The organism is Aliirhizobium sp. YIM B11859, from assembly GCF_057163345.1.
This window is the reverse complement of sequence record NZ_JBXHAY010000003.1, coordinates 56,420-68,420: the sequence shown is the minus strand read 5'-3', so window position 1 is coordinate 68,420 and position 12,001 is coordinate 56,420. Positions and strand designations below refer to the sequence as shown.

General features: G+C 59.8%; 11 protein-coding genes. 8 read left to right on the top strand and 3 right to left on the bottom strand.

Going from position 1 to position 12,001, the window contains the following annotated elements:
• Position 1 precedes the first annotated feature (1 nt).
• The 6 genes from AC2GXZ_RS12390 (at position 2) to AC2GXZ_RS12365 (ending at position 6,236) form a co-directional block, all read left to right on the top strand.
• Complete coding sequence (locus AC2GXZ_RS12390; protein ID WP_483759490.1) at positions 2-874, top strand: ABC transporter permease subunit; 873 nt, start codon at positions 2-4, stop codon at positions 872-874.
• Between the two features lie 5 nt (positions 875-879).
• On the top strand, positions 880-1,956 hold the full coding sequence (locus AC2GXZ_RS12385) for a branched-chain amino acid ABC transporter permease (protein ID WP_483759489.1): 1,077 nt from the start codon (positions 880-882) through the stop codon (positions 1,954-1,956).
• A 2-nt stretch (positions 1,957-1,958) separates the two neighbouring features.
• The gene (locus AC2GXZ_RS12380) at positions 1,959-2,678 is read left to right on the top strand and encodes an ABC transporter ATP-binding protein (protein ID WP_483759488.1); all 720 of its coding nucleotides are present in this window, start codon (positions 1,959-1,961) and stop codon (positions 2,676-2,678) included.
• On the top strand, positions 2,671-3,387 hold the full coding sequence (locus AC2GXZ_RS12375; RefSeq protein WP_483759487.1) for an ABC transporter ATP-binding protein: 717 nt from the start codon (positions 2,671-2,673) through the stop codon (positions 3,385-3,387). The genes AC2GXZ_RS12380 and AC2GXZ_RS12375 overlap by 8 nt, the downstream gene beginning before the upstream one ends.
• 41 nt (positions 3,388-3,428) lie before the next feature.
• Positions 3,429-4,427, top strand: coding sequence for an acetamidase/formamidase family protein (locus AC2GXZ_RS12370; RefSeq protein ID WP_483759486.1), 999 nt, complete (start codon positions 3,429-3,431; stop codon positions 4,425-4,427).
• Positions 4,428-4,490: 63 nt separating this feature from the next.
• Complete coding sequence (locus AC2GXZ_RS12365; protein ID WP_483759485.1) at positions 4,491-6,236, top strand: nitrilase-related carbon-nitrogen hydrolase; 1,746 nt, start codon at positions 4,491-4,493, stop codon at positions 6,234-6,236.
• Positions 6,237-6,250: 14 nt separating this feature from the next.
• Here AC2GXZ_RS12365 and AC2GXZ_RS12360 read toward each other — a convergent pair whose 3' ends face one another.
• The 3 genes from AC2GXZ_RS12360 to AC2GXZ_RS12350 all read right to left on the bottom strand — a co-directional run bounded on the left by AC2GXZ_RS12360 (position 6,251) and on the right by AC2GXZ_RS12350 (position 10,025).
• Positions 6,251-7,291 carry a zinc-dependent alcohol dehydrogenase family protein gene (locus AC2GXZ_RS12360; protein WP_483759484.1) on the bottom strand — a complete coding sequence of 347 codons (1,041 nt, stop codon included), beginning with the start codon at positions 7,289-7,291 and terminating at the stop codon, positions 6,251-6,253.
• A gap of 95 nt (positions 7,292-7,386) precedes the next feature.
• Positions 7,387-8,949 carry a hydantoinase/oxoprolinase N-terminal domain-containing protein gene (locus tag AC2GXZ_RS12355; protein WP_483759483.1) on the bottom strand — a complete coding sequence of 521 codons (1,563 nt, stop codon included), beginning with the start codon at positions 8,947-8,949 and terminating at the stop codon, positions 7,387-7,389.
• Entirely contained in the window at positions 8,946-10,025 is a 1,080-nt protein-coding gene (locus tag AC2GXZ_RS12350; protein ID WP_483759482.1) for a DUF917 domain-containing protein, read from the bottom strand. Before AC2GXZ_RS12350 ends, AC2GXZ_RS12355 begins: the two co-directional genes overlap by 4 nt.
• Positions 10,026-10,236: 211 nt before the next feature.
• On the opposite strand from AC2GXZ_RS12350, the gene AC2GXZ_RS12345 reads away from it, so the two are divergent.
• Both AC2GXZ_RS12345 and AC2GXZ_RS12340 read left to right on the top strand, forming a co-directional pair.
• Positions 10,237-11,127 (top strand): AroM family protein, encoded by an 891-nt coding sequence (locus tag AC2GXZ_RS12345; RefSeq protein WP_483760239.1) that lies wholly within the window; start codon positions 10,237-10,239, stop codon positions 11,125-11,127.
• A 176-nt stretch (positions 11,128-11,303) separates the two neighbouring features.
• The gene (locus AC2GXZ_RS12340) at positions 11,304-11,984 is read left to right on the top strand and encodes an AroM family protein (RefSeq protein WP_483759481.1); all 681 of its coding nucleotides are present in this window, start codon (positions 11,304-11,306) and stop codon (positions 11,982-11,984) included.
• The last annotated feature ends 17 nt before the right edge of the window (positions 11,985-12,001 follow it).

Sequence of the window (12,001 nt, the reverse complement as noted above, 5' to 3'; positions counted from 1 at the left end):
GATGACCGTTCTCTTCACCTTGTTCAGCTTCCTCTACCAGACCGGCGACGCTTTTGCCTTTCTCGTCCTGTCGGCCTGCGGGCTGGCGATCATCTTCGGCATGATGGGCGTCATCAACCTTGCCCATGGCGAATTCATCATGTGCGGCGCCTATGTCTGTTCAGCCACCGCGCGGGCCGGCCTGCCGCTTCCCCTGGCAATCGTTGCAGGTGCCGTCGCTGCCGGCATCGCCGGAATGGTTATCGAGAGGATCGTCATCCGTCCTCTCTACGACCGGCCGCTCGACACGATTGTGGCGACATGGGGTGTTTCGATGATCGTCACCCAGGGCACGCTGATCCTGCTCGGATCGACCATGCCGGGCACAGGCACACCGTTCGGCAGCTTTGCCGTCGGCCCCTATTCCTATTCGATCTATCGCGTCGTGCTGATGGCGGCCGCACTGGCAACGCTTGGCCTGCTCTTTCTCGGCTTTACCAAGACCCGCTTCGGCGTGCTGGCACGGGCGACGATCCAGGTGCCGCATATCGCCCAGGCGCTCGGCGTTAATACCGGCCTTGTCTATAGCCTCACCTTCGGCCTTGGCGCAGCCCTTGCCGGCCTTGCCGGCGGCCTTTACGCGCCGACGATGACGCTCGTGCCGACAATGGGGGCCTCGTTCGTGGTTGAAGCCTTCGTCACCGTCGTCGTTGGAGGAGCCGATATTTTCCTCGGCACCGCCCCTGCCGCCCTCATCCTTGGTGCGGTGAAGGCTGCGCTGACGTCCTGGCAGGGGCAACTCGCCGGCCAGATCGGCCTTCTGGTCGCCGTCATCATCGTCATCCGCATCCTGCCGCGCGGCATTTCCGGCTGGATCCTACGTGAGAGAGCCTGACACCCATGCATAAAGGCAATCGCTTGTCGAAAACACTTGCACTGTTACAGGGGCCGCAGACACTCGGTCGCGGCAGATCCTTCTGGGCCGTCTTCACGCTGGTGATCGTGCTGGCCTCACTTTATCCGCTGTTTGCCGACGGTTATGACGTCGGCAACAACGTCTACTTCTTCAACTGGGCCTTCATGGCGCTGGGCCTCAGCCTGATCTGGGGTTACGGCGGAACCTTAAGCTTCGGTCAGACCGCCTTTTTCGGCGTCGCCGGCTACACTTACGGTATTATCTCGATCAATCTCGGCGATGCCTATGGTCTGACGCTTTTCGCCCTTATTGCATCGGTTACGGCAGCCGCGCTGCTTTCGGCCGTTCTCGGCTACTTCCTGTTCTTCGGCCGCATCAGCGGCGTATTTTTAGGGATCGTGACACTTTCCATCACGCTCGTGCTGGAGCGCTTCATGGCCCAGACCGCAGGTCCGGAATGGCGGGTCGGGACGGCAAGGCTGAATGGCTATAACGGCATGGGAGCCATGCCATCACTGACGATCCCCTGGTTCGGCGGCGACATCGTGCTTTTTCCCGACATCCAGCTTTATTATTTCACGCTGGCACTGCTGGTGCTCTGCTACCTTGGCCTTCGCATTCTGGTGAATTCCCGCTTCGGCAACGTGCTGGTCGCCATTCGTGAGAACCCGCAACGTGCGGAAATGCTCGGTTATGACATTCGTGTCTACCAGCTTGTCACCTTCATCATCGGCTCGGCACTGGCAGGGCTTTCCGGAGTTCTCTACACCTCCTGGGGCAATTACATAACGCCGGCATCGATGGGAATGACGGCAGCGGCGCTGCCGATCGTCTGGGTGGCGGTGGGCGGCCGGAGCGACCTGACCACGACACTGATCGGTACCGTCGTCGTCCTTGCCGGATTTCAGGCGCTGACGATCCACGGCAGCCAATATGCGCTGGTGGTCATGGGCGTGCTTTTGGTGCTGACCGTGTTGATTGCACCGCGCGGGCTGATTTTCGGGCTTGCAGCGTTTGCCACCCAACTATTGCGCCGCAAAACAACTGGTCGGGGAGAATGAGCATGGCCATTCTTAAGACACGTGACCTCAACAAATGGTTTGGCGGCCTGCATGTGACAGGCGGTGTCAATTTTTCGCTTGAGCCTGGAGAGATCCATTGCCTGATCGGCCCGAACGGCGCCGGCAAGAGCACGCTTTTTCGCCTCATCCTTGGAGAACATCTGCCGAGCAGCGGTCAGATCCTCTACGAGGGTGCCGACATTACCAAGGCGAAATCCTTCGAGCGCATTCGTCGCGGCATCAGCGTCAAGTTTCAGGTTCCGGGCATATTCAAGGCACTCAGCGTCCGCCAGAACCTGCAGATCGCGCTGCAGCACCACCGCGCACCATCTGAACTCGACGAGGAGATCGACCGAATTCTCGAATTCCTGAAGCTTTCTGAGGCGCGCTACCAGTTGGCCGGCAACCTCAGCCACGGCCAGAAACAATGGCTGGAGATCGGCATGGCCGTCGGATTGAGGCCGCGGCTTCTGTTGCTCGACGAGCCGACCGCCGGCATGACACCCGACGAGACTGCCGCCACAGGCGAAATGGTGCAGGCGTTGAACAGAGACGGCGTGACCGTTCTTGCCGTCGAGCACGACATGGCGTTTGTGCGCCAGATCGCCCACAAGGTGACGGTTCTCCATTTCGGCAAGATTTTCGCCCAAGGCACGATCGACGAGATCGTCGCCGACGAGCGGGTGGCTGCAATCTATCTCGGAGATACCGTCCATGCGTAGCGAAGTCCTGTTGAACACGGTCGGCCTGTGGTCCGGTTATGGTGGAAAGCCGGTCTTGCAGGGCGTCGACATCCAGGTCCGCGAGGGCGAAATCGTCGCCGTCATCGGGCGCAACGGGGTCGGCAAGTCAACGCTGATGAAAAGCCTGATCGGGCTTCTGCCGGGGACAAAGGGATCGGTCATTTTTCGCGGTTCCTCGATCGACGCGGTTGCCGCCTATAAACGCGCCAGACTTGGTATCGGTTATGTGCCGCAGGGGCGCGACGTGTTTCCGCGGCTGAGCGTCATCGAAAACCTGATGGTCGGCCAGTCGATCAGCGGCAAACGAGCAACGGCCGATGAGATCGAGCAGATCTTCAGCTATTTCCCGATCCTGAAGGAACGTCGCAATCAGCCGGCAGGCACGATGTCGGGTGGTCAACAGCAGCAGCTTGCGATCGGCCGTGTTTTGATGGGCAAACCATCCCTGATCCTGCTCGACGAACCTTCCGAAGGCATCCAGCCAAACATCGTCCAGGACATTGCGCGCATCATGGTCGAACTCAACAGGTCGACCGGCGTGACCGTCGTCTTCGTCGAGCAGAATATCGACATGATCAGAGCGATGGCGCAGCGCTGTTATGTCATCGACAAGGGCCGGATCACAAACGAGATCATGCCGGAAACGCTGGAGGACCGCGATGCCGTCCGCCGCTACCTGGCAGTCTGACATCTGAAAACAGCAAAATGAGCGAACAAAGGAGCGCACCGATGAGCTGGTTCGACGAAACGATCATGGCCCGCAAGGGCATTGCCAGGGGCAAGGTCGGAGAAACCTACAGCATCACCGAGGAAAGCCAGGGCAAATATCATTATGTCTACGGCGCCTATGTCGATCCCGTGCTGAAGGTCGATCCGGGCTCGGTGGTCTCGGCGGAGACACATGACGCCTTTGAGGGAGCCATAAAGAACGAGACAGACATTCCGTCCAAAATCCTCAATTTCCCGTTTCTCAACCCTCAGAACGGGCCTATCTATGTGAACGGCGCGGAGAAGGGCGACTGCCTTGCCGTCTACATCAAGAGCATCGTGCCGCGCGGGCCGCAGCCACGCGGAACGACGGTGATCATGCCGGAATTCGGCGGGCTTGTTCCGACCGCGGATACGGCATTGCTGACAGCACCGCTTCCCGAGCGCGTGCGCAAGCTGCATGTCGATGCTGAAACGGGCATCAAATGGAGCGACAAGATCACCCTGCCCTACGAGCCCTTCATCGGTACGATCGGCACGGCACCGGAGATCGAGGCGATATCGTCGCTCGTTCCAGACTATTACGGCGGCAACATGGACCTGCCCGATGTCTGCCTCGACACGGTGGTCTACCTGCCGGTCAACACCGCCGGCGCCTATCTTTACCTTGGCGACTGCCATGCCGCCCAGGGCGATGGCGAACTTTGCGGCGTGGCGCTCGAACACCCGACAGTCACGACGCTGCAGATCGATCTGATCAAGGGCTGGACGATCAAGACCCCACGTCTTGAAAACGACCGCTTCTACATGACGGTCGGTTCGGCCCGGCCGATGGAGGATGCTGCCCGCAGCGCCTATCGCGAGCTCATCCGCTGGATGGTCGCCGATTTCGGCTTCGACGAGATCGACGCCTACATGCTTTTGACCCAGTGCGGTCGCGTGCGCCTCGGCAATATGGTCGACCCGAAATATACGGTCGGCGCCTCGGTGCTGAAATCGATCATCGGCATCGCTGCCTGACGAAAAAAACCTGCAGAGCCGCCTTTGCGGGCGGCTCTTTTCCAATCGCCGATGGAGCCCGTGATGATCGCCCCCTTCAAAGCCGCAGCAATCCAGTTCGAACCGCATTTCGGCGAAAAAGAGCGCAATATCGATGCGCTTTTGACGCTGGTGGAAGAGGCAGCAAAAGCCGGAGCAAAACTCATCACCACGCCGGAAATGGGCACGACCGGCTATTGCTGGTACGACCGCGGCGAAGTCACCGGCTTTGTCGAAACCATTCCCGGGCCGAGCACTAATCGTTTTGCCGAAATCGCCCGCACATACGACTGCTACGTCGTCCTCGGCCTGCCGGAAGTCGATGCGGACACGAATATCTATTATAATTCTGCGGCTCTGATCGGGCCCGAAGGCCTGGTCGGTGTTCACCGCAAGACACATCCTTATATTTCCGAGCCCAAATGGGCGGCATCCGGCGACCTTGGCCACCAGGTGTTCGACACCAAGATCGGCCGCATCGCGATGCTGATCTGCATGGATATCCACTTCATCGAGACGGCGCGCCTGGTCGCCCTCGGCGGTACCGATGTGATCTGCCACATCTCCAATTGGCTGGCTGAGCGGACCCCTGCCCCCTATTGGATCAGCCGCGCATTCGAGAATGGTTGCTACCTGATGGAAAGCAATCGCTGGGGTCTGGAACGTGGCGTCAAGTTTTCCGGCGGCAGCTGCATCATCGCGCCGGATGCCGAAATCCTTAATGTCGTCGACGACGGCGACGGGATTGCTTACGGCATGATCGATCCGCAGCGGGCCCGTTTGCGGCAGGTCGGCGGAGAACCCGTCATGAGCCAGCGCCGGCCGGAACTCTACATGGAGCTGATGACCAACACCTTCGTCTGGAATCCGAACGACTTTTATCGACTTTACGGACACCAGCCGATGCCTGACGGGCGTGTCGCCCGGATCGCGGTCGCGGAGTTTGCGCCGGTATCTGATGTCGAGGACAACCTGAAGACAATCACCCGCCTTTCGGAAACCGCGAAAAACGAGGGAGTGGAATTATTGGTTTTCCCGGCCTTCGCACTGACGGGAGCGGAAGACCCTGCGGCAAACGCCATTGCCATCTCTGATCCTGCTATCTCTCATCCGGCCATCGAGGTTCTCGACGCCCTGTCGCAGCGGCTGGGCATCAGCATCGTTGCAGGCCTTGCGGAAAAAAGCGGTGTCCGGACATTCTGCAGTGCGGTGATCGCCGTGCCCGGACAGGCTTTGAAAAGCTACCGCCAAATCCATCTGACGGTCAGCGAGCGTCGCTGGGCGACGGCAGGAGACGAATTTTGCGTGATCGACCTGCCGTTTGGAAGAATGGGTGTCCTCATCGGCCATGATGCAGCCTTCCCGGAAGCTGGTCGAATATTGGCGCTTAAGGGCTGTGATATCATCTGCTGCCCGTCAAACATAACCGACGGGTTTTATTTCGGTCATGCCGGCAGCACGGTGCGGCAGCCGGAGCCGATCCCCGTTGGCGCCGACCCTGTGCATTGGCACCATTACCGCGTTCGGGCCGGCGAGAATAATTGCTACCTTGCGTTTGCCAATACCCGACCGGACGGCAGCAACAAGACCGGGCTCAGCGGGATCTTTGGACCAGACACGTTCGCCTTCCCGAGAAACGAAGCGATCCTTATCAACGGAGAACTGACGTTTGCCGATATAGATCTGTCCAGCACAGGCAGCATCTACCCGACCAACGTGGTGCGCCGAAAGGATCTGGTTCTGATGCGACAACCGCATCATTATTTAGCACTTGTAAACTCCCGAGCCTGACGTCACGTCTCGTTTCAGAAGCTGGTGATCACGGCGATACCAGGCGTTTCGGCCTTGTCCAGATTGACCAATTCGCAGACTGCGTCGGCAAGATCCATCCTCTTTGCGATCAGCTGCTGCGGCTTCATCTTGCCGGCAGCAAGCATGGAGAGCATCGCGTCGTAACGCCAGGCCTGCATGCCGTGGCTTCCGTAGATCTCGAGTTCATGGCCGATCACCTGCGCCATCGGGATCTGTGGTGTCGCGTGTTCGCCGAGCATAAGGCCGACCTGAACGTGACGGCCGCGGCGGCGCAGGTTCTTGATCGAGTTGAAGCAGGTCGTCGGGTGGCCGAGCGCGTCGATCGAGACATGCGCACCACCCTTGGTGATTTCCCTGACGGCTTCCACGACATCCGGCACCGAACCGGCATTGATCGTCGCAACCGCGCCGCATTGCCTTGCAAACGCAAGCTTGTCTTCGGTCAGGTCGATACCGATGACATTGGCGCCGAGTGCGGTGGCGATCATGATCGCCGAGAGGCCAACACCGCCGCAGCCATGCACGGCCACCCAGTCGCCGGGACCGGTGCGGGCTTGATCCGCGACCGCACGGAAGGATGTTGCAAAACGGCAGCCGAGGCTTGCAGCCGTCGCATCGTCGATTTCCTCCGGCAGATGCACCAGGTTGGTGTCGGCGTAGTTAATCGCGACATATTCGGCGAACGATCCCCAATGGGTGAAGCCCGGCTGGAACTGATCGGGGCAGACTTGGCTGTTGCCGGAATGGCACTCGGCGCAATGGCCGCAGCCTGATACGAAGGGCACGGTGACACGATCGCCGACCTTGAAGCGCATGACGCCCTTGCCCGTCGCCACCACCTTGCCGGCCAGTTCGTGGCCTGGAACATGCGGCAGTTGAATGTCGGGATCATGGCCTTTCCAGCCATGCCAATCGCTGCGGCAAAGACCGGTCGCGCCGACCTTGATGACCACGCCAGCGAAGGTCGGTTCGGGATCGGGAAGCGTCCTGATTTCGGGCGTCTGTTCGAACGCTTCGTAATACATGGCTTTCATGACGCATCCTTGCTGGTGACAATGAAAAGTCCCCGATCTCGCGCGGGATCGGGGACCTCTGTTCGCTTCGGCTACGGTAACGCGGTGAACCGCTTTTACGAAGCCTGTTTATGCTGATCCTTCATGAAAGCGATATCGCCGACGACGCGGACACGGACGCGGCGGGCATCACCTGGAAGATAGGCGATCGGTATGTCTTCGGTATCCAGCGTGACGATGGAGCTCGGATCGGCACCGGCTTCAATTGCGCACTGGCGAGCAAGGCGATCGGCTTCGGCAATCGCATTATCGCGTGACATGTCGGAGAAGACCTGATCAACCTCACCGGAAACCTGTGCCATTGCGGCACCCAGTGCATTGGCGACGCCGGCGTGCTCGACGCGCAGAACTTCGTTTGCACCTTTGAGCTTTTCCGGGATGAGGAACGCACCGCCGCCAACGGCGATGAGGCTGACACCATCTGCCGATGTCTTCATCCGGTCGACGCCATCCTCGACCATGGCTTCGATACGCTTCAGGAGGTCGGCGACCATCGCCTTGTCGAGATGTTTTACACGATCACGGTCACCGATCTCGACGAGGCCGGCAGCAACCGCCACGTCCGTCGTGGTCAACGTATCGCCGCCGAAGACGAGCGCCTTTTCGGTAATACGATAACCGACCGAACGCGGACCGATCTTGCGGGTTTGCGGGTCGATGATCGTGCCGCCGCCAAGTGCCATCGGCAAAAGGTCGGGCATGCGGAACAAGGTGCGCACGCCGCCGACTTCAACGACGTTGTTGGCTTCGCGCGGAAAACCGCCGACGAGGCAGCCGACATCCGACGTGGTGCCGCCGACATCGATGACCATGGCTTCCTTGAGACCGGTCAGAAAAGCTGCGCCGCGCATCGAATTGGTCGGGCCGGATGCGAAGCTGTAGACCGGGTTGGCGGCTGCGACATCTGCAAGTACCACAGTGCCGTCGTTCTGCGTCAGGTAGAAGGGTGCGTTGACGCCTGCCTGCTTGAGTGCATCCTTGAAGGCGTCGATCGTCTTGGTGCCGAGGCCCTGAAGTGCTGCATTGAGAAGCGTGACGTTTTCGCGTTCCAAAAGGCCGATACGGCCAAGTGTGTGCGACAGCGTGATACGCGCATCCGGGATGATCGAACGGACGATCTCGGCGGCTTCAAGCTCCCCTTCAGCCGTTAATGGCGAAAAGAGCGCGGTGATACCGACGGAGGTGATGCCGGCATCGCGGATCTTCATCGCCGCGTTACGGATTTCGTCGCGGCCGAGCGGCACAAGCGGGCGACCGTCATATTCATGGCCGCCATGGACCATGAAGGACAAAGGTTCAACGCTTTCGCGCAGGTCATCTGGCCAGTCGATCATCGGCGGCAGGGATGCGCCGGCCGGCATGGCGATGCGGATCGCAGCAATCCGCTCGAGGCGGGCACGCTCGACGACGGCGTTGGTAAAATGCGTCGTGCCGATCATCACCGCATCGATCGGCGATGCGTCAGGTGTCTGCGATGCGACGACATGACCGATGGCGTTGACCACGCCCTGCATCACATCCGCGGTGGTGGGAAACTTGATGGCCGAGACGACTTTCTCGCCATCGATGAGCACGGCATCCGTATTGGTGCCGCCAACGTCAATTCCGATCCGCTTCATGCTGCAAACACCGATTTGAAATCCAGATCATATCCGAAGGCACGCGGGCCGACATGTTCGAGGCCCTTGGGACTGGTCAGAACCGCCGGTGCCGGCAAAGCGACGACTGTCACACGCTGGCCGTAACGCACCGTTTCCGTGCCGATCGCTTCGCCCGACACGGTGTCGAGCAGGCAGATCAGGTCAGGCGTCATGGCAATCGGCTTACCGTCGCGGAACGCAACCGCCCACTCGTTCTGGAAGGCGAGTTCGACCTTGGCGCCGCGATCTGCGTCGAGGCCATCAATCTGGGCTGCACCGCGCAGGAAGCCGCCGGTCGTGGTGCGATCAACGTCGGCAACCTTGCCCTTGAACAGGATTTTTCCGCCTTCATGCGCAAGCACCGCCTCGATCGGATCCGTGTGGGCGGCGCGGGCTTCGAGTACCGCACGGCCGAGGCTGACAGCCTTGGTGACGGTGTGGAGCACACCCCAGTCCTTGACTTCCCTGCCGGTGCGCGGGGCCTTGCAGGTGGCAGACGTCGAGCCGACTTCGGTGCATATCTTTCGCGAGATGCGTTCCATCCACTTCCAGGATGCAGCCTTGGCGACGATCGCCTCGTTGTCGCGGCAGTCGACCAGCGTCAGCGGGTACATCGGCAGATCGCCGATGGCAAAGCTGGTCATCTGCGCTTCCGGGTAAGCGCGGCCCATCGCGTCTGCGTCAACGACCGGAATGTCGAGCATGGCGGCTGCGAGGAACGGCGACAGCGCGTTGCCGCCACCGATCTCGACGCTCATCACGGCGCGGAACTTGCGGCCGGTATATTCTTCCATCAGCTGCATGGCGCGGGCGAGATGGGCCGGATCGACCAGACGTTCCTGGCCGACGAGCGGTGCGCCCATCTTGGAGACCACGGCGACGGCATCGCCATCGTCGAGCGCGTTTGGATCGATAAGTTTGACGCGCTTACCCTCCTTGTAGAGCTTTTTCAGGTTAAGCTGCGCCAGATAAGGGCTGCCACCGCCGCCGGTCCCGAGAATCCAGGCACCAACGGCAAGCGGATCGATCTCGCTTGCTTCGAAATCACGGATCATGTTTGCCTCCGAATAATGTGCTAGAACCTAGCCATGTGAGACGAAGGATGCCTATAGGGGACTGCCCCTAGAATGAGCTTGCCTTTAATTTGTGCATGCCTAGAACCAGCATGCCGAGACGATCAGAAGGACCGATTCCCTGCCCGTGACGAAGAGCCCTTACAATCTGTCTTCGCCTCACCCTGAAGCAGCGGAACCGCCTCATCGAGTGATGTTTTTAAGCGTCGGCCAGTCGCCGCGTGCAGACATTATCGACGACATGCTGGTTAATCTCGATCTGCCGATCGAAGCGCTGGAAATCGGCGCTCTGGACGGCCTTTCTCAGGCCGAGATCAATGATCTGAAGGTGAAGCCTGGCGAGACAAGCATCGTCACCCGGCTTTTTGACGGCAGCGACATCATCGTGTCCAAACCTCGGATTGCTGAGCGGATGGCCAAGATCGCCGCTGCATTCCAGCCCAATGAATTTGACTTGGTGGTGATCCTTTCGACCGGGCTTTTCCGGGATTTCGAGAGCACATGCCCGATGGTCAACGCCCAGCGCGCAATGGAATCGACCGTGATTTCGCTTGCCGCGCACGGCTCTGCCGTCGGTCTGATCCAGCCGTTGCAGCAGCAGATAGATGAACTCGATATTCCAGCGCTTGCACCTTACAAGATCACCGCCAGCTATGCTGCAGACGGCGACAAGCGTTTGCTTGCAAGCGCTCTCGTCGATCTCGCGGACACGGAAATCATCGTTCTGAATTCGGTAAGCTTTACCGAAACCGACCGGCAGACAGTTGCCAAGGCGAGCGGCAAACCTGTGGTTCTTGCCCGGCGCATCGTTGCAAGCGCGATCCGCCTGCTTCTGCACGGAACGCATCCGGCCGCATTGCCGGGCGTGCCGGCGGAATTTTCGGAAAAGCTCCAGCGCCTCACGCCGCGCGAACGACAAGTGCTTTCACTGGTGGCCGAAGGTCTGTCGAACAAGGCAATTGCGCGGCAACTCGGGATTAGCCCGAAAACGGTCGAAATCCATCGCTCCAACGTGATGGCGAAAATGGAAGTGACCTCTTCGAACGCGTTGATCCGGATGGTCGTTGCGGCTGGGCATCCGTAACGAAAATAATCGCTCTTGCGCAATAAAGTTGCGGGAAAAACGCAAAACGCCTAAAACTTGATCACTAACACCCTGTTGGAATTGTGCCGCTCTAGGGGCATTACCCTATAGTGAAGCCGCGCCATCGGGCGCTAGGCTCCCTGTCAACAAGACACATGCAGGGAACGAACGAGAGCATGCCTTCCACATCCAAGATTGCATTCGTGACCATCGGCCAGACGCCGCGCGTCGATCTCGTTCCGGAAATGATGGCCGAGATCACGGTCGGCCTGCCAAAGGGCCGTATCGAATACAAAGAGTTCGGCGTGCTTGACGGCATGAGCGCGGCAGAACTCGACGCGATGCGTGCAAGGGACGGCGAACATTCCTTTGCCACACGGCTGAACAACGGCGAAGAGATCGTCTCTTCAAAGGCGCTGACGGAAGAAAAGCTGAACGCCCTGCTTCAGAAGATCGACGGCGAAGGTTTTGATATCGTCGTGCTCTTATGCACCGGCACCACAATCGAGCCGCTTGAAAACACCCTTGTGGTCGAAGCCCAGCGCATCGTCGATTCGACGGTCGAGGCACTGGCGGCGTCTGCCCGCAGGCTCGGCGTCATTGTGCCGCTTGAGCGGCAGGTCAAGGATTTCGAAGAGCGCCATGTTCTGCCCGGTAATCCCAGCCTCGTCTCCGCGTCGCCCTATGCCGGCGACGACATGGGCGAACGGGCCAAGCTGCTCGAGGGCTGCGATCTCGTGGTCATGCACTGCATGGGCTATTCGGCCGACATGCATGAGCATGTGCGCAACTCGATCGATGCGCCGGTGCTGCTGTCACGCCGACTCGTCGCAGGCGTCGTGCGCCAGATGCTGTGACAATGGATTTCGGCCCG